The organism is Peribacillus sp. RS7 (genome assembly GCF_041956845.1).
Classification (GTDB): Bacteria; Bacillota; Bacilli; order Bacillales; family DSM-1321; genus Peribacillus.
The window spans coordinates 553,853-572,586 of record NZ_CP168135.1 but is presented as its reverse complement, the minus strand read 5'-3'; the positions used below and the strand labels follow the sequence as shown (position 1 = coordinate 572,586).

Annotated in this window: 20 protein-coding genes; 18 read left to right on the top strand and 2 right to left on the bottom strand. The window is 41.8% G+C overall.

The window, feature by feature from the left end:
• Nucleotides 1-55: 55 nt before the first annotated feature.
• Genes ACDZ29_RS02955 through ACDZ29_RS02935 form a run of 5 tightly spaced genes read left to right on the top strand, consistent with a single transcriptional unit; the run spans nt 56 to nt 3,648 of the window.
• Nucleotides 56-1,060 carry an ABC transporter substrate-binding protein gene (locus tag ACDZ29_RS02955; protein ID WP_375089814.1) on the top strand — a complete coding sequence of 335 codons (1,005 nt, stop codon included), beginning with the start codon at nt 56-58 and terminating at the stop codon, nt 1,058-1,060.
• 11 nt (nt 1,061-1,071) lie between these two features.
• Nucleotides 1,072-1,353: a thiamine-binding protein gene (locus tag ACDZ29_RS02950; protein WP_289326027.1), complete on the top strand. Its 282-nt coding sequence runs from the start codon at nt 1,072-1,074 to the stop codon at nt 1,351-1,353.
• On the top strand, nt 1,350-2,132 hold the full coding sequence (locus ACDZ29_RS02945; protein WP_375089812.1) for an ABC transporter permease: 783 nt from the start codon (nt 1,350-1,352) through the stop codon (nt 2,130-2,132). Before ACDZ29_RS02950 ends, ACDZ29_RS02945 begins: the two co-directional genes overlap by 4 nt.
• Entirely contained in the window at nt 2,116-2,859 is a 744-nt protein-coding gene (locus ACDZ29_RS02940) for an ABC transporter ATP-binding protein (RefSeq protein WP_375089811.1), read from the top strand. The genes ACDZ29_RS02945 and ACDZ29_RS02940 overlap by 17 nt, the downstream gene beginning before the upstream one ends.
• An 18-nt stretch (nt 2,860-2,877) precedes the next feature.
• Nucleotides 2,878-3,648: a TatD family hydrolase gene (locus ACDZ29_RS02935; protein ID WP_289326024.1), complete on the top strand. Its 771-nt coding sequence runs from the start codon at nt 2,878-2,880 to the stop codon at nt 3,646-3,648.
• A gap of 35 nt (nt 3,649-3,683) precedes the next feature.
• On the opposite strand, the gene ACDZ29_RS02930 is transcribed toward ACDZ29_RS02935, so the two are convergent.
• Nucleotides 3,684-4,484, bottom strand: coding sequence for an NAD kinase (locus ACDZ29_RS02930; RefSeq protein WP_375089809.1), 801 nt, complete (start codon nt 4,482-4,484; stop codon nt 3,684-3,686).
• Between the two features lie 339 nt (nt 4,485-4,823).
• On the opposite strand from ACDZ29_RS02930, the gene ACDZ29_RS02925 reads away from it, so the two are divergent.
• The 9 genes from ACDZ29_RS02925 to tpx all read left to right on the top strand — a co-directional run bounded on the left by ACDZ29_RS02925 (nt 4,824) and on the right by tpx (nt 13,811).
• Nucleotides 4,824-6,491 (top strand): PrpR N-terminal domain-containing protein, encoded by a 1,668-nt coding sequence (locus ACDZ29_RS02925; protein WP_375089807.1) that lies wholly within the window; start codon nt 4,824-4,826, stop codon nt 6,489-6,491.
• A gap of 154 nt (nt 6,492-6,645) precedes the next feature.
• The gene (locus ACDZ29_RS02920; protein ID WP_289334575.1) at nt 6,646-7,620 is read left to right on the top strand and encodes a 2-keto-3-deoxygluconate permease; all 975 of its coding nucleotides are present in this window, start codon (nt 6,646-6,648) and stop codon (nt 7,618-7,620) included.
• Nucleotides 7,621-7,648: 28 nt separating this feature from the next.
• On the top strand, nt 7,649-8,941 hold the full coding sequence (locus tag ACDZ29_RS02915) for a four-carbon acid sugar kinase family protein (RefSeq protein WP_370016051.1): 1,293 nt from the start codon (nt 7,649-7,651) through the stop codon (nt 8,939-8,941).
• Entirely contained in the window at nt 8,941-9,936 is a 996-nt protein-coding gene (gene pdxA / locus ACDZ29_RS02910; RefSeq protein ID WP_375089805.1) for a 4-hydroxythreonine-4-phosphate dehydrogenase PdxA, read from the top strand. The genes ACDZ29_RS02915 and pdxA overlap by 1 nt, the downstream gene beginning before the upstream one ends.
• A gap of 374 nt (nt 9,937-10,310) precedes the next feature.
• Complete coding sequence (sppA, locus tag ACDZ29_RS02905; RefSeq protein WP_375089804.1) at nt 10,311-11,312, top strand: signal peptide peptidase SppA; 1,002 nt, start codon at nt 10,311-10,313, stop codon at nt 11,310-11,312.
• A gap of 12 nt (nt 11,313-11,324) precedes the next feature.
• Entirely contained in the window at nt 11,325-11,864 is a 540-nt protein-coding gene (locus ACDZ29_RS02900; protein ID WP_289326021.1) for an RDD family protein, read from the top strand.
• Between the two features lie 99 nt (nt 11,865-11,963).
• A complete protein-coding gene (locus tag ACDZ29_RS02895; protein WP_289326020.1) occupies nt 11,964-12,656 on the top strand; it encodes a DUF2953 domain-containing protein in 693 nt (230 codons plus the stop codon).
• 15 nt (nt 12,657-12,671) lie between these two features.
• Nucleotides 12,672-13,136, top strand: a complete 465-nt coding sequence (gene ytfJ / locus ACDZ29_RS02890) for a GerW family sporulation protein (protein WP_375089802.1) — start codon at nt 12,672-12,674, stop codon at nt 13,134-13,136.
• Between the two features lie 174 nt (nt 13,137-13,310).
• Nucleotides 13,311-13,811, top strand: coding sequence for a thiol peroxidase (gene tpx / locus ACDZ29_RS02885; protein WP_375089801.1), 501 nt, complete (start codon nt 13,311-13,313; stop codon nt 13,809-13,811).
• A 109-nt stretch (nt 13,812-13,920) separates the two neighbouring features.
• Here the strand turns inward: tpx and ACDZ29_RS02880 are convergent, their stop codons facing one another.
• Nucleotides 13,921-14,238, bottom strand: a complete 318-nt coding sequence (locus ACDZ29_RS02880; RefSeq protein WP_375089799.1) for a hypothetical protein — start codon at nt 14,236-14,238, stop codon at nt 13,921-13,923.
• Nucleotides 14,239-14,728: 490 nt separating this feature from the next.
• Here ACDZ29_RS02880 and ACDZ29_RS02875 point away from each other — a divergent pair, with 490 nt between their 5' ends.
• The 4 genes from ACDZ29_RS02875 to ACDZ29_RS02860 all read left to right on the top strand — a co-directional run bounded on the left by ACDZ29_RS02875 (nt 14,729) and on the right by ACDZ29_RS02860 (nt 18,684).
• Nucleotides 14,729-15,715, top strand: coding sequence for a class I SAM-dependent methyltransferase (locus ACDZ29_RS02875; RefSeq protein WP_289326016.1), 987 nt, complete (start codon nt 14,729-14,731; stop codon nt 15,713-15,715).
• Between the two features lie 175 nt (nt 15,716-15,890).
• On the top strand, nt 15,891-17,093 hold the full coding sequence (locus tag ACDZ29_RS02870; RefSeq protein ID WP_375089798.1) for an acetate kinase: 1,203 nt from the start codon (nt 15,891-15,893) through the stop codon (nt 17,091-17,093).
• A gap of 239 nt (nt 17,094-17,332) precedes the next feature.
• Nucleotides 17,333-18,172, top strand: a complete 840-nt coding sequence (locus tag ACDZ29_RS02865) for an EcsC family protein (RefSeq protein ID WP_375089796.1) — start codon at nt 17,333-17,335, stop codon at nt 18,170-18,172.
• The gene (locus ACDZ29_RS02860; protein ID WP_289315362.1) at nt 18,172-18,684 is read left to right on the top strand and encodes a molybdenum cofactor biosynthesis protein B; all 513 of its coding nucleotides are present in this window, start codon (nt 18,172-18,174) and stop codon (nt 18,682-18,684) included. The genes ACDZ29_RS02865 and ACDZ29_RS02860 overlap by 1 nt, the downstream gene beginning before the upstream one ends.
• The last annotated feature ends 50 nt before the right edge of the window (nt 18,685-18,734 follow it).

The following is an 18,734-nucleotide window of genomic DNA, read 5'->3' as shown; positions in this document are numbered from 1 at the left end:
GCCCCATTATGGTTCCGGCATATGGATCTTATATGATGTGTAGGAGGATAATAACTTGAATAAATTCTTACCACTGTTGACTTCGTTGTTCCTTTTGGCTGGATGCGGTGCAGGCGGAACTAATGAAAAAGAAGAAGCATCTAAAAATGAAGGCAATAAAGAATTAAAAAAGGTATCGGTCGTACTCGATTGGACACCGAATACAAACCATACAGGTTTGTATGTAGCCAAGGAAAAAGGATATTTTAAAGAACAAGGTCTGGATGTGGATATTATCATGCCAGGTGAAGCTGGAGCTGATAAGCTTGTCGCTTCAGGGAAATCCGAATTTGGCGTGGGCTACCAGGAGGGCATTACGCAGGCCCGCGTGCAAGGCGTCCCGATTGTTTCGGTAGCTGCTGTCATCCAGCACAATACCTCTGGATTTGCTTCACCTGAGGCAAAAAACATTAAAACACCCAAGGATTTTGAAGGGAAAACGTATGGTGGCTGGGGGTCTCCGGTTGAAAAGGCCATTATTGATTCACTAATGAAAGAAGAAAATGCGGATGTAAATAAAGTGGATATAGTGAATACAGGAGACACGGATTTTTTCACTTCGGTTAAAAGGGATATAGATTTTGCCTGGATATATTATGGGTGGACAGGTATTGAGGCAGAGTTGCGAAATGAAAAGCTTAATATGGTTTACTTAACCGAATACTCGGATAAGCTCGATTACTATACACCTGTTTTGACAACGAATGAAAAGATGATAAAAGAGGATCCCGAGACTGTTAAAGCATTCGTTAATGCAGCTTCGAAAGGGTACCAGTTTGCGATAAAGAACCCTGGTGATGCAGCAGACGTGCTAATTAAGTCTGCCCCGGATCTTGATGCAAAACTAGTGAAGAAAAGCCAGGAGTGGCTTGCAGCTAAGTATCAGGATGATGCTCCGCGTTGGGGTGAACAAAAGCTTGAAATTTGGAAGAATTACAGTGATTGGATGACGGAAAATAAGCTTCTTGAAGGTGATTTCAATCCTGAAAAAGCATTTACCAATGAATTTTTACCAAAATAGGAGGAAATACAATGGCCAATTCATTAATTAGTATACAAATTATTCCTAAAGGGGATGTCATCCCTTTGGTCGACGAAGCAATCAAGATCATTGATGAATCAGGTATCAAGTATGAAGTTCACCCGCTAGAAACGACAATGGAGGGTGAGCTTTCCGAACTTTTTGCCGTGATAGAAAAAATGAATGTAAGAATGATTGAATTAGGCTCGCCGAATGTCATATCCCAAGTGAAAATATTATATCAGCCGAGCGGAATTACGATGGATACGTTAACGGAGAAATATCGGGCATGACCGGAAGGGTAATTTGGAAGAAGGGGGCTCCCTTCTTTCTTTTATTATTGTTGCTGATAATATGGGAGTCAGTGACAGTCTTATTAAAGGTTGAAAAATGGCTGCTTCCCGCTCCGTCGGCCATTTTCATTGAAGGAATTGAGTCGTCCCAGAATCTTTTTGGTCACCTTTCATCAACAACTGAGCTTGCGTTATCGGGTTTTTTTATTGGAAGCTGCATCGGATTATTAATCGCAGCAATCCTACATCTGTTTCCAGGCGTAAAGGACGCGGTTTACCCTCTGCTCATACTATCACAAAATATACCTATCATAGTTTTGGCTCCGCTTTTAGTAATTTGGTTTGGCTTTGGCATGATGCCTAAGTTAATCGTCATTTCGCTAGTATGTTTTTTTCCGGTTGCGGTTGCTTCATTGGACGGTTTTCGCCAGACACCATACGAACTCAAGCATTATTTCAAGATGATGGGAGCGGGAAAAAACCAGTTATTTTGGAAGCTTGAACTTCCTCACTCGATCCCGTTCATTTTCTCGGGCCTGAAAATTTCGGCCACCTATAGTGTAATGGGTGCGGTTATTTCGGAATGGCTTGGGGCAAAGTCGGGGATTGGTGTTTATATGACGCTCGCTTCCTCTGCGTTCAGGACAGATCGGGTGTTTGTTGCCATTTTCATCATTATGGGAATGAGCCTGCTCTTTTTTTGGATCATCACCTTCCTGGAGAAATACTTAGTTTCATGGAAGAGAAAGGAGGGTGAAAAGGATGAATCTGGAAATTAAAGATGTCTCCTATTCTTTCGATGGTAAACAGAATATTTTAGAGAATATGGATTTCCATGTGGAAGATGGAGAATTTGTCACAATCCTTGGGCCATCCGGCAGTGGTAAAAGTACATTGTTCCACTTGATAGGCGGTATTTTGAAGCCGGATCATGGCAACATTTCGCTGGACGGTAAAAAGATAAATGGCTTAAAGGGCCATATAAGCTATATGCCGCAGCAGCCTTCCCTTTTACCTTGGAGAACGGTATTGGAAAATGTTTTGCTTGGAAGCGAGCTTGCTGGGATCAGAGATAAAGAAAAGGCAAAAGCCCTTTTGATGAAAGCTGGATTAGCAGAGTACGAGAAAGCATATCCGCATGAATTATCTGGAGGCATGAAGCAAAGGGCCGCATTCATTCGGAGTATCTTAAGTCAACAGGACTTGATGTGCCTGGACGAACCCTTTTCTGCCTTGGATGAACTGACAAGATTGCAAATGCAAGAATGGCTGCTGTCCGTTTGGGAAGAAAATCGGAGGTCGGTGCTTTTTGTTACGCATAGCATCGATGAAGCCGTTTTCCTTTCAGATAGAATATATGTGTTATCAGCAAAACCCGCTGCTGTCATCAAAGAAGTGGCAGTGCCATTTCCAAGGCCAAGAAGTGAAGAACAGCTGCTTAGTGATGAATTTTTCCATTTGAAGAGAGAATTATATGCAGCACTAAAGCCAACTGTTTCGACTTAATTAAGGAGGCGACTAAACTTGAGAATCATCGACAGCCATATCCATTTGGATAGGTATGAAGAAAGTGAGCAGAAGCAGATTCTAACTGATATGGACAAGGTTCATGTGGAATCGTTACTGACTGTTTCCATGAATTTGACTTCTTCCATTAACAATTATCAGCTTTCACGCAAAGATTCACGAATTAAGCCTGCCTTCGGTTTTCATCCAGAGCAGCCCCTACCGAGTAATGAAGAAGTGGACGAATTATTGAACTGGATAAGGGTACATGTGCACAATATGTTTGCTATAGGTGAGGTTGGGCTGCCCTATTACTTAAGGCAGGAAAATCCCGATATTGATCACTCAGCGTATATAGAGATACTGGAGAGGTTCCTGGCTTTAGCTAAAGAGGTTGAAAAGCCGGTTATTCTTCATGCCGTCCATGATGATGCACCTATCGTTTGCGATCTTTTGGAAAAACATCAAATCACAAAGGCACACTTTCATTGGTTTAAAGGTGATATCAGGACAATCGAACGAATGGCCGAAAAGGGCTACAGCATTTCGATTACACCTGATGTTTGTTATGAGAGGGAAATACAGGAATTGGTTTCGGCATACCCACTTAAGCTGATGATGATTGAAACGGATGGCCCATGGCCATTTGAAGGAGTTTTCAAAGGGAAATGGACCCATCCCGGCATGATGCATGACAGTGTGCGTCAAATCGCTTCTGTTAAAAGATTGCCTATTGAGGATGTCTATGAAATCCTTTATCAAAATACCAAAGATTTTTATCATATATAATGGTACCGGATATCATATCCGGTACCTTTAGTTCGTTATAGAAAGGTCCTTTTAACCTTTTCCCAAAAGGAATTGTCTTTTAGCTTTACGGTCTTGATGACTTTACCGCTTAACCGGACCTTTACCTTTTCGACATGGTTGATGCTTAATGCTTCATTGTCCATTCCGATGATCGGATAGCTTGGCCCGTTTTGTTCAAGGTGGACGGTCAACGTCTTGTCCCCGCTTAGGATGAATGAAGAACCCAGGGTCCGATAGGTATTGTTATTGATGGATGCAAGCTCACTCACTTGAAAGCAAGGGAGAAGGGGATCCACAACGGCCCCATTGACCGATTTATTATAGGCGGTGCTTCCGGTCGGAGTCGCAATGATGATTCCGTCCCCGCGAAAAGTTTCAAAATGGAGTTGATCAATGAAAATATCCATGATGAACGTTTTGGTGATGGAAGACCGGATACTTAGTTCATTGAGGGCATAAAAGGAGGGCTGTTCGTCCAATTGGATTTCGATGGTTGGATATTTACGTACCTCGATTTGCTCTCTTGTCATGGCATCGATCATTTTATCCGTGTCTTCCAAGTGGAAATCGCAATACATATTCAAGTTGCCTGTGGTGGATATGCCCGCATATAAACAGTCATCCCTGAATCCAGTTTTACGGGCTGCCTGTAAGAATGTGCCGTCATCACCGATGCTTACGATGATATTCGCTTTTGTGAAATCTTGGATGACTTCATACGAATGTTGCTTCGCCAAGCCTGATAAGTATTCGACCTTGTTAAGCATCTCTGCATTCGGAGCATGGAAAAAATAAATATTCTTTCGAGTGTTCATCATGTTCCCCCCTAGTATGAATAGTGATGAAAAGGCTTACTTTTTCCTCGACAAAAAGCGGAAGTACAAAAGCGGATACACACTTCGTACACGTTTATATGATTTATTTTAGCATGGAATGAAGCACTTTTGTTATTCCTTTGAGGAAGGGTATCGAAAAGAAAGAAAGGACACTCTTGCATGAATAACCGGATAGCGCAAGCAGTTCTTTTTAGGAAGTGAAAAGAGAATGATGGTATAATAAATTCTCAATAAGGGCTCTTTCAATCCCTGCGATACAATGGTTATATCACTAAATGGAGAATAGGGTTCGGATATATAAGAAAGGAGGTTATGTGTATGAAAGTGCATATTATTGCCCCGTATGAATCAATGATTCCAATTATAAAAGCGTGTGTACCTCTTTATCCAGATTTAGAAATAAGGTATTCCATAGGTGACTTGGAAAAGGGTGTGGAACTTGCAAAATTAGAAGAGGAAAACGGAGCGGATGCCATAATCAGCAGGGGAGGAACGGCTAAGTTAATTAAGAAATCCGTCAATATTCCAGTGATCGACATGCACCTTTCCGGTTATGATATGATTCGTTCCCTGACATTAGCCAGTGAGCTTAAAGATAAAACGGCCATCGTAGGATTTTCAAACATAACATCAGGCGCCCAATCGATTATCGACTTATTGGACCTTCCTTTACAGGTTTATACGGTCCGTGAATCAAAAGATGTAGCTCCTCTCATTTTGACTTTAAAAAACGAGGGTTATAAACAGATCGTTGGTGATGTGATTACAATAAATACAACCATCTCTTATGGAATGAAAGGGTTCCTCATTCAATCGGGAAAGGAATCAATCATAAGGGCTATTGATGATGCTAGGGAAATGATTACCTATCTTCAATACAAAAGCGACATCAATAGGATGTTTGAAAGGCTTTTAGTCAAAGAAGTACATAATATCGTCATTTTAAATAGTAATAATCAAATCGTCTATGAGCATTTAACTGATTTTGACTCCAATCCATTGACCGATGATCAATTTAGAAGCATGAATGGAGAAGTGAACGTAAATAAGCAGCTTCATACCAGTTTTTCGCAGGATGGCAGCAGTATAGAGGTAGACGGCTTTTGGCATGATGGTTTGTACTCGTCATATGGGGTTTATGTATTAGATGCCAGTCCGGTGAAACGATTCGATCAAAAAGGTGTGCAGATCAAGGCGGCTTCTATCTCAGAACCGATTGCCATGGATACCGTTCTGATAAATAATGTAACAGCACTCTATAAGAACCATGAAATCATTCACTTAAAAGGAAATCGAGGGACGGGTAAAGAGTTTCTTGTCAATCATATACATAATGAACAAACAAAAAATGGAAAGCTCCTTACAATTGATTTCAAAGAATTCAAGGAAGCCGATCTTAACAAGCTGCCTCTTGAGCATATGCGCACCATAACTTTGAAGAATATCGATTGTCTACAGGATTATGAACCATTAAGAGAATTTCTAAGCACTTGCAGCAGAAAAAATCTATCGATATTCATTGTATCAAATGTTCAAATCAACGAAGCCATTACTGGAAATTTTGCAATAAACACGATTCATATGCAGGATTTATCGCAACGTAAGAGCGATATAGGAAACTTAACGAAATTTTTCTTATCCTATTATCATCAAACGTATGGAACAACGGCAATGAATATAAAAAATGATGCCCTTGCTCTTCTGGAAGAGTATTCGTATCCTGACAATATCGACGATTTAAAACAGTTAATTAAGCAAATAGCCTTAAATGAAAAAGAGTATGTAATACGAAAGGAAACCATTGAGAAAATAATAGCAGATAATAACATTCCGACTGATATCTTCGTTTCACAAAAAGCGACGCTAAAAGAAATGGAAAAGTATATCATTCAGCGAGTTCTGAAAGAGGAAAATTATAATCAAACGAAAACTGCCGAACGATTGGGGATCAATCGGGCAACATTATGGCGCAAACTTAAAGAATGACTTTAAGTTTGTTTTTTTTTGAATAAAGTGTTGCATTTTTAAACTGTTTTCATTAAAAATAGTTTTATATTTTTATAAGTGTTGCTTTTATTAACATCATATTTTAATATGAATATTGTAAGCGCTTTAATAATAAAACAAAGGGGTTTTTATTATGAGAATTAAAGCAACGCTTGAACGTATCCCAGGGGGGATGATGGTTGTTCCACTATTGCTGGCAGCGACTATCAATACATTATTTCCTAGTCTTTTAAGGATTGGCGGTTTTACTGAAGCACTGTTCGTGAACAGTTCAAGTGCTTTAATTGCATTATTCCTTTTAATCGCCGGAACGCAGATCAATCTTCGTACGGCAGGTACTTCGGTCAAAAAGGGCGTTACACTTTTAACATATAAGTGGGTATTAGGGGCATTGGTCGGTCTACTTGGATTCTGGCTGGCCGATAGTAACGGATTGTTTTTAGGAATGGCACCATTGGCAATCATTGCTGCCATGACAAATTCCAATGGCGGGCTTTATATTGCATTAGCCGGTCAGTATGGAAAGGAAGAAGACAAGGCTGCCTACCCATTTCTCGCTTTAAGTGACGGGCCATTCTTAACAATGGTAGCGCTTGCTATTTTCGGAACAATGGGCTTCGCGGATGGCATGTTCTCTCCAACTTCGTTCATAGCCGTATTGCTTCCGCTGCTAGTCGGGGTGGTATTAGGGAATTTAGATTCTGAGATGAAAGATTTTCTTTCTAAAGGGAGCGATAAGCTTGTTCCGTTCTTTGCTTTTTCATTAGGTATGGGGATTAATTTCACGGCGATTATCCAAGGGGGATTAAGTGGGGTATTACTTGGCGTGATTACAGTTCTCCTAACCGGTGGAGGAGGGTATCTGATCTTTAAATGGATAGGATGGAACCCGATTGTCGGTGCTTCTGAAGGTTCCACTGCAGGGAACGCTGTCGGGACTCCTGTGGCTATCGTGGCAGCGAATGCTTCATTCGGGATCCATGCAGAGCTTGCTACTGTACAAATTGCAGCAAGTGTTGTGACAACAGCTATCCTTCTCCCGATATTCATCGGCTTCCTATCCAAGCACTTGGATAAGAAGGGTGGAGTGGCTAAATACAATAATTAGGTTAGCCCATGTTTTGGAGGGGATTGAAATGAAATTAGCGATCATCGCGGATGATTTAACGGGTGCCAATGATAGCGGTGTCCAATTAGCTCGACATGGTCTTAAAACGACCGTACTATTTGGATTGGATGAAGAAAATGTACGGGATTATGATGCCGTCGTATTTGATACGGACAGCCGATCCCTGGAGAGGCAAGATGCTTACGATAAAGTCAGGGCAGCAGCAAATTTTCTAAAGCGGGCTGGCTTCTCAACGATCTTCAAAAAGCTGGATTCGACAATGCGCGGAAATATCGGTGCTGAAATTGATGCCATGTATGATGCTCTAAAACCGGATTTAGTCATGATTGCTCCAGGTTATCCTAAAAATGGAAGATCCATTCTGGATTCTACCCACTATTTAAATGGTATTCCTCTTGGAGAATCAGAGATTTCCAAGGATCCAAAAACGCCTGTGACACAATCATATCTGCCAGAATTGATTGGTGCCCAGACATCACATCAAATTGGTACAATTACAGTGAAGGATTTGGAAAAAGGCAAAAACCATGTGAATGATAAGTTAAAAGGTTTTATAGAGGATTCGATAACGTATATAATCATCGATGCAACCGAAGAGCAGCATTTGAAAGACATATTGAATTATACAAAAGAAATGAATCTTGAAGTGGCCTGGGCGGGATCGGCAGGGATCGCCAATTACTTGCCTGATCATTATTCCATTCCACAAAAGGAAAATCGATTGAATATCCCTATTTCACCTTCGCCGGTTCTTACAGTGATCGGAAGTGTAAATAAGAATTCACGGAAACAATTGAAAAAAATGTTGGAACAGACCCAGGTACATGCCATATCATTCGAGTCCCATAAAGCTGTAGGGGACGACCGGGAAAGAACAGAGGAAATCAGGAGAGTCTATCATGAGGCCATCCAAAAGGCAGCGGAAGGGCAGGATGTCGTCATTTATTCCACTGCTGAAAAAGCTGATATTGAAATGGCTTGGGAAACAGGCGAATCTAAAGGCCTTACTCATACACAGATCAGTAACGAGATTGTGAAAGCGATTGGCACAGTATGTTCTGTCTTGTTGGAGAAACAATATTTTAAAGGTGTGACCATGACTGGCGGCGATACAGCCAAGCAAATATGCAATCTATGGGATATAAAAGGATTCGAATTGCTGGATGAACTGGAAATAGGAGTCCCTGTCTCCAAATTCCTGGGTAATGACGATATTTATGTCGTCACGAAAGCCGGCGGATTTGGTTCAGATGACGTATTTATAAATGCGATGAAAAAGTTGAAGGGGGAGAATGCTTGATGAGACCCATTATCGGAATTACCATGGGGGATGCGGCGGGAATTGGCCCGGAAATTATCGTAAAGGCATTGGCTCACGTTGAGGTGTATCAACAGTGCAGGCCGCTTATTATCGGAGATGCGAAAATAATAGAAAAGGTACAGCCCATTGTAGGCTTTGAGGGGATGGTGCATGCCATAAAAGATCCTGCAGAGGCGAAGTATGAGTTCGGTTCGATAGATGTTTTGGATTTGGATATCTTACCTTTGGACCTTCCGTTTGGAGAGGTTTCTGCACTAGCGGGAGACGGCGCCTTTCAATATTTGGCAAAGGCCATCGACTTGGCGAAAGAGAAGAAGATTCATTCAATCTGTACCGCCCCATTGAATAAAGAAGCGCTCCACAAAGGTGGTCATATGTATCCGGGACATACAGAGATTCTTGCTGACCTTACGGATACAGATGACTTCTCGATGATGCTGACCACTCCCAATTTAAAGGTCATCCATTTGACGACTCATATGGGATTGATCGAAGCGATCGAAAGCATTAATCCTGAGAGGACGTACAAAGTGATTAAGCTTGCACATGAAACACTGACAAAGGCGGGGTTCCAAAATCCAAGCATCGCCGTTTGTGGTATAAACCCTCATGCTGGGGAAAATGGTTTATTTGGAAATGGTGAAGAGGAAGAGAAATTAATGCCTGGAATAGAAAGGGCACAGAATGAGGGAGTCAATGTAACGGGGCCGCTTCCTGCAGATACATTGTTCTTCAGGGCTGGCCGTGGAGATTTTGATATAGTCATTGCCTGTTATCATGACCAGGGACATGCTCCGATCAAGGTTATGGGAATTGAGGCTGGGGTCAATATTACCGTAGGGCTTAAAGGCGGTATTGTCAGAACTTCCGTAGATCATGGAACAGCCTTTGATATCGCTGGGAAGAACATCGCTGATGAAAAAAGCATGCTTGCGGCCATTCAGTCAGCAATTGAATTAGCTCCAAAGCTATAAATGTAGAAGCTGCCGGGATTAATCCCGGCAGCGTTTTATATTGTAATTATTAACCTTTCCGAAATAAACCCTTGAATGATAACGATGCTATTTTTTTTTAGCCATGAGGGAGCAAACTTTTCTGCATCTATGAATTGTAACTTGAAAATAATATTTTTTCGCTGTATATAATGTTTCCCCCTAGTATGTGCAGTGATGAAAGGGCTTACTTTTTCCTGTTTAGGTAAATGCAAATCATGCAAAATGCACCAATTCATTTCCAATTTGAGGATTATTTGCTACAATTTTATATGTCTTGTTTTATCATGGAATGAAACATTTTTGTATGCAGTTCGTATGGTAAGAAGGATACATATATTTAAGGGGGAAAACAGATGAATGGAAAGCGTTGGGCAGCACTTTTAATTGCAGCCGTTTTATTTTTTGTTTCCGTTGCTGTAGGGGCGGCTACGACTCTATTTACAGCGGATACGGAAAATATCATTGATGGATTATTTGCTTCCGAAAGTGCATTTTACGAGGAAGTCATAGAAGGCGATGATTTAACTAATGTCATTGCCGTATTTGATGTAGAGGGCACGATTCAAGATACAGGAGAAGCTTCATTACTTAGTTCAACAACATATAATCACCGTGCCTTCATGGATAAGTTGAAGATGGCAGAGGAAAATGATGATATCAAAGGAATCATACTAAGGGTGAATTCGCCAGGCGGCGGAGTCGTCGAAAGTGCGGAGATCTATGACAAGATCCTTGATATTAAAAAAGTGAAAAAACCTGTATATGTTTCAATGGGGTCGGTGGCGGCTTCCGGTGGATATTATATTTCTGCACCAGCCGATAAGATTTACGCTAGCCCAGAAACGATGACAGGTTCACTTGGTGTCATCATGCAGGGGTATAATTACGAAAAGTTAGCCAAGAAGTATGGTGTTGAGTTCGAAACCATCAAAAGCGGACCACACAAAGATATAATGAGTCCGACCCGGGAAATGACTGGAGATGAACGTGAAATCCTCCAAGACATGATTGATAATTCTTATGATCAATTTGTAAAAATCATTGCAGACGGACGCGGTATGACAGAGAAGGAAGTAAGGGAAATCGCCGATGGCCGCATCTATGATGGGCGTCAGGCTAAAGAAAACCATCTAATAGATGATTTCGGCCATTTGGATGATGTAATTGCCGCGATGAAAACGGATATCGGTAATAAAGATGCACAAGTTATCCGTTATACAGATGAGGCAGGTTTCGGTTCATTATTCAGTATGGGAGCGCAAAAAATGTTGGGAAATGATGTGGAAACGGCAGTCTTGACAAAAATCCTTTCCTCTTCAAATTCTCCACGCTTAATGTATTTGTATGCGGAATAGGGGGGCTGAAGGATGACGGAACGAAATGAAAACAATGAACAAATCGCTTCATCCAATCTAATGGCAGATCAAGGGGTTCCCGTTCAGCAGGAATTTACACCGGCCAAGAAGGCAGTGGATGATGGCGAAGTCACGAAAGTGCATTTTGCTGGTTTTTGGATGAGGTTTTGGGCCTATTTAGCCGATCTGTTGGTTATCGGAAGTTTGAACCGGATTTTGATTCATCCCATCTTCAAGTTTTATGAAGGGACAGATGATCTTTGGTTTTCCGCAGAGGGTTTCTTAACAGGGATCGTATTTTTCTTATACTTTGTTTTGATGACCAAATTCTTGAACCAAACCCTTGGCAAGATGATTTTTGGACTGAAAGTCGTTGCATTGAAGGAAGGGGCAAAAACCATTACATGGGGTACGGTATTGTTCAGGGAGTTGATTGGCCGCTATATTTCAAAAGTCACTTGGATTGGCTATCTCTTGGCAGGCCTATTACCGAAGAAACAGGCTTTGCATGATGTTTTTGCTGACACGGGTGTTGTTTTGATCAGAAGGTGATTATCTTCCATTAATAAATCTGTAAGAGCGGATTTTCGCTTTTGCAGGTTTATTTTTTTTGCATATGCCGATAATGATAGCTTGAAGGGGTGTGGGTGCATGAAGTGGCTTTTGTTGATTATGGGTATCCTCATTTTGGTGCTGCTTATTGTTGTTTTTACTAAAGTAAGAGTGTCCATCGACTACAAACGTGTCCAAACGAATGACCAAATACATATTAAATTATCAGCTTGGTATGGGCTTTTTCATTATACATTCAAGGTTCCGGTCATCAAAATGGAAGATGACTCGGCAACTGTAGTAGTAAAGGAAGAGCAAGAAATGAACGGAAAAACCAAAAAGGAAGAAAAGAAAAAAATCACACCCGAAGATTTGCGTGACGGATTCGCCGACAGTCTGGAAATGCTTCAGCATATTGTCGGATTTCATAGGATCGTCCGTCAATTCGCAGGGAAAGTCCAAGTCAAAAAGTTCACCTGGCATAGTATGGTCGGTACTAAAAACGCTGCACACACCGGTGTTTTAACAGGAGCATGCTGGGCACTTAAAGGTTCAATCATCGGTTTGCTGACAACCTATTTCAACTTCCGGATCATGCCCTCCTATTCCATTACACCCGACTTTCAGAGATGGCAGGCCAATACGGCGATTTCCTGCATATTACAATTTAGAATCGGGCAGGCTATGGTGACTGGAATAAAACTGCTTCGTTATTGGAAAGGCGGAAAGCCGCGTTTCAAGTCCAGGAAATTAGCGAAGCTATCAGGTGATTCCAATAAACAATCGTTCTAGAGTGGAGGAATTTAAATGTCAGATCATCCGATCCAAGGTTTAATGAAAGAAGCGATGGAAAATCTGAAAGAAATGGTCGATGTGAACACGATCATCGGAGATCCGGTGGAAACTCCTGATGGAAGTGTCATTTTAACCGTATCCAAAGTTGGATTTGGTTTTGCAGCCGGTGGCAGCGAATTTGTTATGGATGGAAACCATCAAGGTCAGCAAGGTGATTCAAAGCAGCCTTTTGGAGGCGGTAGCGGCGGTGGGGTTTCCATAACACCAATTGCCTTTTTGATTGTCGGTTCCCATGGCGTGAAAATGATTCATCTGGATGAAGGGACGCACCTTCTCGAAAAAATGATGGATTTAGCTCCACAAGTCGTCGATAAGATTCAGTCCATGCTATCCAAGAAAGACAGTAATCAAAATCAAGGCAGCAGTCAACCAGCTGTAAAGAGGTACCAAGAACCTAAACAGGATATAGATTTCTAACAGTGACTCGGCATCCGCCGAGTTTTCTTTTTTGCTGCAGTCTGCATTACACCATAAAAAGCTTGGATGTCATTGCAAGCACCATTCACATTTCCCAATTCAATTAATTGCAAAATTCCGGTAAAACAAATATTATTATGCTTGTACATATAGCAGAAAAGGGAGGAATTATTAATGGCTTCAGTTACATTTAAAAACAACCCGATCACTTTAGTGGGACCAGAACTAAAAGTTGGGGACAAAGCACCTGATTTTACAGTATTGGCTAATGACTTATCGCCGGTTACATTAAGCGACTCCAAAGGTTCTGTCCGCATTATCAGCGTAGTTCCATCCGTGGATACTGGTGTATGTGATGCACAGACACGTAAATTCAATGAAGAAGCGGCAAAATTGGATAATGTGAAAGTACTGACGATCAGCAACGATCTTCCTTTCGCGCAAAAACGCTGGTGTGCTGCCAGTGGCTTGGACAATGTTCAAGTTCTTTCCGATCACCGTGACCTTTCATTCGGTGAAGCCTATGGAGTTGTCATGCAAGAACTTCGTCTATTGGCACGCTCTGTATTCGTTGTGAACAGCAACGATGAAATCACATATGTAGAATATGTTGGTGAAGGTACTAACCATCCAAATTACGAGGGTGCAATCGAAGCGGCTAAAGCAGCAAAATAAGATGCAAATTAGTAGAAACCGGGCGCAATGTGCCCGGTTTTTTGTTTTTAAGAGTGCATTGTGTTGTATTATTTTTTGACAGGTTCCTTTTATTATATGCTGGATTTTGTTATGGCTCCAAAATCGGACCATTTAGTGGTAAAACAATCTTGCCAGACCACTCTTGACCATTAGGTGTACCAACTTTTATGTCAATTTCATTAGGCCACGACGGCATTTGTCTTTGATGAGGTCCTGGAAAAAACCCCGCTTGTTGCCCTGCTCGAAATCCTTCTCGATACCCTTGTCGATACCCTTGCCGAAATCCTTGTCTAAAACCTTGTTGAAATCCTTGTTGTTGCCTGTTGAATTCATCTGCTGACTGTGTATCATGTTGCTGATTTATCGGATTAACCGGCCCATGATAGTATTGATTTTCATTATCCATATGATCACCACCTCCTGTATGGTATTCTGTTTGGGAATTCATTGAGCCTTTCCAAGTAATAAAAAATACAGGGCAACAACCCTGTATTTCAGTTTGTAGACAAAAGGGCTTCGGAAAACGTAACTGTGATAAAATGATGTTCCCGAACCAACTGACCCAAAGCAATATCTTCAACTCCTCGGGTATGGTTTATATCTAAATTTTATAACAAAGATGATTGGAGAGGAGGCTCCCAGACCGCCCGCGGAAAGCGAGTGCCTGGAGCGGAAATCAACGTCCAAATTGTACACCCTGTATTTCATTTACCTTTTAATTACTCATGGTTAAAAATTTTGAAAAAAGTGGCGCGCGAGAGATTCCTTATATCCGGACTTTCATATAGGAAAACAGTACGTTAAACAAACGAAGGTTGATAAGTAGGGCGTCCGGCTTGTATCTCTTTCTTCTTACCTTTAAAATAGGGACAGAAGAAAACAGGAGGAATAAATAAGTGAAGTCTACCCCAGTTGAACAATTATTTTATGAATTTGATGAAACAGCCCAAATATTGCAAAGTGAACTATCATGTACGTATCTGGATGCCCTAGGTGAAACGGGCGAGAATTTCTTCCAAGGGAAAGTCCTGCAGGAGGAAATCAGTGAAGTATCGAAGAAAAGGTTAGTGAAGCATTATGCAGATTTTTCACCTGAGAAATATGAGAAGGAAGCAATTCGTAAAGCGTACCAGCTTGCTATTTTAAAAGGCATGCAGCAGAGTGTTCAACCGAATCATCATATGACCCCGGATGCAGTCGGCATGTTCGTCAGCTATTTAGTCGGTAAATTCACCAAGGATCAAAAAGAGTTAGTCATGCTCGATCCGGCCATCGGAACGGGGAACTTACTATTTGCGATCTTGAATCAACTTACAGATAAAAGCATCGCATCATATGGTGTCGAGATTGATGAAACCTTGATCAGGCTTGCTTATGCAGGTGCCAACCTGCAAGAACATCCGGTGCAATTTTTCAACCAGGACAGCTTGGAGCCGCTTTTCATCGATCCTTCGGATGTTGTGGTCAGTGATTTGCCGATTGGTTATTACCCGAATGATGTGCGTTCAGCTGAATATGAATTGAAGGCCGATAATGGACATTCGTATGCACACCATTTGTTTATTGAGCAAAGTGTTAAACATGTCAAGGATGGCGGACACCTATTCTTCATTGTCCCGAATAACTTGTTCGTCTCGGAGGAAGCGCCGAAACTCAATGATTTCCTGAAGAAGCATACACATATCCAAGGGATGGTGCAACTGCCGCTTTCCATGTTTAAAAGTGAAGCGGCTGCGAAAAGCATCCTGATCCTTCAAAAGAAAAAAGAGGGTATCGAAGCCCCGAAGAAGGCACTGCTCGTACAACTTCCGAAGCTTTCGGATTTTGAAGCGACAAGGTCTGTCATGCAACAGATGGATGACTGGTTTAAAGAGGAAAAATAGTCAATGAAAGCTGATGCCATAGGCATTGGCTTTCATTTTTTTTTTGAAAAAGTGTTTTTTTCATTTTTCATTATATTTGGTTGAATCCACTTGCCATGCTAAGATTGTACAATACACTGCACGGTCGTTGGAATGAACAATGGAAGTACTATCTTAGAGTAAAGGAGCAGGATGGATGTCAAAAATCATGGCTATTAATGCTGGCAGCTCATCATTGAAGTTTCAACTTTTTGAGATGCCAAGTGAAAACGTAATTACCAAGGGTCTTGTAGAACGGATCGGCTTGAAAAATTCCACATTCACTTTGAGCGTCGAAGGCGAAAATGTATCTGAAACGGTGCATATACCCAATCATGATGTGGCTGTAAGGCTTTTGTTGAAAAAGCTGATTGACCATCGCATCATTGACTCCTTTGAAGAGATAGATGGCGTAGGGCATCGGGTTGTGCATGGTGGTGAGGTATTCAGTGACTCCGTCTTGATTACGGAGGACGTAATCAAGGAAATCGAAAAGCTTTCCGAGTTGGCACCCCTTCATAATCCCGCCAATATCACGGGAATCAAAGCCTTCAGGCAAATACTTGGTGATGTTCCTGCGGTTGCCGTATTCGATACTGCTTTTCATCAAACGATGGAAGCGGGTTCATATTTGTACAGCTTACCCTTTGAATATTATGAAAACTATGGAATAAGGAAGTATGGGTTTCATGGCACTTCTCATAAATATGTGTCGCAGCGGGCTGCCGAAATGATTGGCCGCCCAATAGAACAGCTTCGCTTGTTATCCTGCCATTTAGGGAATGGTGCAAGCATTACTGCCATAAAGGGCGGTAAATCGATTGATACATCAATGGGATTTACACCATTGGCGGGTGTTACAATGGGAACGCGTTCAGGCAACATCGACCCTGCGCTGATTCCTTATATCATGGAGAAGACGGGAAAAACAGCAGATGAAGTCTTGGATGTCCTGAATAAGAAAAGCGGAATCCTAGCCCTTTCAGGATTTTCCAGCGACCTGCGCGATATTCAGGTTGAAGCGGATAAAGGCAATGAGCGTGCTGAACTCGCACTTGAAGTGTTTGCAGATCGGATTCATAAGTACATAGGCTCCTATTCAGCTAAAATGGGAGGTGTGGACGGCATCATTTTTACAGCGGGCATCGGTGAAAACAGTCAAACCATTAGGGGGAAAATCTTGGAGGGACTTGAATTCATGGGGGTATATTGGGATAAGGATCTCAATCGCACTTCGGGTAAGGAAGCGTTCATCAATACACCTTATTCCCCCGTGAAAGTTATGGTCATCCCAACTAATGAAGAAATCATGATTGTCAGGGATACCATGAAAATAGCTTTGGAAAACATGACTTCCTGATTTTTTTATTAGGATCTCCTTACCTATCAATCCTCTGGTAAGGGGGTCTTTTCTATGAATGCGGCGATTCAAATGATTTCACCCCCAATAGCCGTCCTCTTATGGCTTTTCTTTATGGATATCTTTCATGAAACCCATCCTCTTGAACTCTGGATCCCCATCATCTATTCTTGAAAAGCCGTCCTCTATGGTATACTTAAGGGAGAATCCACCAATTCTGTACATAGGAGGCTTGATGCATGGAATTCACGAATCGGGAAATGGAAATTTGGAATGAAATTAGTGAATGGCAGGAAAATCTTTATCAGTATGAGCCAACGGATCTGGCTGCATTGTATGATAAATGGTTAGAGCAGGGGTTTGCCCTGCTTCCGGAAAACGTCCAACAACAGTTTTTTGAAAAGCTGGATACCTGGCTTTTTCATTTGCATGCCATGGTTCAGAGCTCACAAGTTCAAATAGATGCAAGAGAGCGGACTTTAGCATCTGCGCGTGTGTTTAATGAAGATATCGAAACGCTGAGTGACTTGAATCTCTTATCGATCGATCAGTTGAATTACATAGCCAACCAGCATATCGCTAAGCATCGCTTATATTCATTTGCACAAGGTGGGATAAGCGGATCAGGAGGCCTTCTCCTGCTAGGGAGTGATATTCCGGCCATGACGGTCATCAATGTCAGGACGGTACAGCTGATTGCGATGTCTTATGGTGTTGAGGTGAATACACCTTTTGAAATGATGATGGCTCTTAAGGTATTCAATGCAGGAGCGATGCCAAAGAGACTCCAAGGAATAGCCTGGGAAGAATTGATTCGGGAAGTCCAGAACGCAGAAGAAGACTATTTTTATTTAGGAATCGAGGAACTCACGAATCCAAGCTGGATGGAACAGCCGCTGAAGCAGCTGTTGAAAGCCGTATCCATTACTGTCTTTCGAAAAAAACTGTTTCGGGGCATACCGTTCATCAGCATGGCCATCGGGGCTGGGTCCAATTATCAAATGACCCGGAGTGTCAGTGAATTTGCCCAGAAATTCTATCAATATAGGTATTTACAGGAGAAGAAGGCTGATGAATAATGAGTGTCAAGAATCATAAAAAAGCCATCACGGAGGCAGTTCGCTGCAAGGTGATAACCGTTAGCGATACGCGTAATGAAGAAACGGATAAAAGCGGAGCACTGATGATGGAATTATTGAAAACGAATGGGCATGAAGTTACGGAATATGAAATAGTAAAAGATGAGCGGGAAGCGATTCAAGATGCGGTCACTTCTGGCTGCCAAAGCAGTAAGGTCGATGTCATATTAACAAATGGAGGCACTGGCATTGCTAAAAGGGATGTAACAATCGAGGCGGTCAAAGAATTGATGACCAAGGAAATTCCCGGTTTTGGCGAGATTTTCCGAATGCTCAGCTATCAAGAGGATATCGGGTCGGCCGCCATTCTATCCAGGGCTAATGCCGGAGTCGTGAACAACAAAGCGGTTTTTTCCACCCCAGGCTCATCAGGGGCGGTTCGGCTTGCAATGAATAAATTGATTCTCCCGGAATTGGGACATGTCGTTGGTGAACTTCGGAAGGATTTATAAGAGGGATGCAAAAAAAGCCACAGTTTTAAACTGTGGCTTTTTTTGCATGG

Coding starts and splice junctions, on each gene's coding strand:
- ACDZ29_RS02950 (WP_289326027.1), top strand. CDS start 1,072: ATGGCCAATTCATTAATTAGTATACAAATTATTCCTAAAGGGGATGTC.
- ACDZ29_RS02945 (WP_375089812.1), top strand. CDS start 1,350: ATGACCGGAAGGGTAATTTGGAAGAAGGGGGCTCCCTTCTTTCTTTTA.
- ACDZ29_RS02940 (WP_375089811.1), top strand. CDS start 2,116: ATGAATCTGGAAATTAAAGATGTCTCCTATTCTTTCGATGGTAAACAG.
- ACDZ29_RS02930 (WP_375089809.1), bottom strand. CDS start 4,484: ATGAACACTCGAAAGAATATTTATTTTTTCCATGCTCCGAATGCAGAG.
- ACDZ29_RS02925 (WP_375089807.1), top strand. CDS start 4,824: ATGAAAGTGCATATTATTGCCCCGTATGAATCAATGATTCCAATTATA.
- ACDZ29_RS02920 (WP_289334575.1), top strand. CDS start 6,646: ATGAGAATTAAAGCAACGCTTGAACGTATCCCAGGGGGGATGATGGTT.
- ACDZ29_RS02915 (WP_370016051.1), top strand. CDS start 7,649: ATGAAATTAGCGATCATCGCGGATGATTTAACGGGTGCCAATGATAGC.
- pdxA (WP_375089805.1), top strand. CDS start 8,941: ATGAGACCCATTATCGGAATTACCATGGGGGATGCGGCGGGAATTGGC.
- sppA (WP_375089804.1), top strand. CDS start 10,311: ATGAATGGAAAGCGTTGGGCAGCACTTTTAATTGCAGCCGTTTTATTT.
- ACDZ29_RS02900 (WP_289326021.1), top strand. CDS start 11,325: ATGACGGAACGAAATGAAAACAATGAACAAATCGCTTCATCCAATCTA.
- ACDZ29_RS02895 (WP_289326020.1), top strand. CDS start 11,964: ATGAAGTGGCTTTTGTTGATTATGGGTATCCTCATTTTGGTGCTGCTT.
- ytfJ (WP_375089802.1), top strand. CDS start 12,672: ATGTCAGATCATCCGATCCAAGGTTTAATGAAAGAAGCGATGGAAAAT.
- tpx (WP_375089801.1), top strand. CDS start 13,311: ATGGCTTCAGTTACATTTAAAAACAACCCGATCACTTTAGTGGGACCA.
- ACDZ29_RS02880 (WP_375089799.1), bottom strand. CDS start 14,238: ATGGATAATGAAAATCAATACTATCATGGGCCGGTTAATCCGATAAAT.
- ACDZ29_RS02870 (WP_375089798.1), top strand. CDS start 15,891: ATGTCAAAAATCATGGCTATTAATGCTGGCAGCTCATCATTGAAGTTT.
- ACDZ29_RS02865 (WP_375089796.1), top strand. CDS start 17,333: ATGGAATTCACGAATCGGGAAATGGAAATTTGGAATGAAATTAGTGAA.
- ACDZ29_RS02860 (WP_289315362.1), top strand. CDS start 18,172: ATGAGTGTCAAGAATCATAAAAAAGCCATCACGGAGGCAGTTCGCTGC.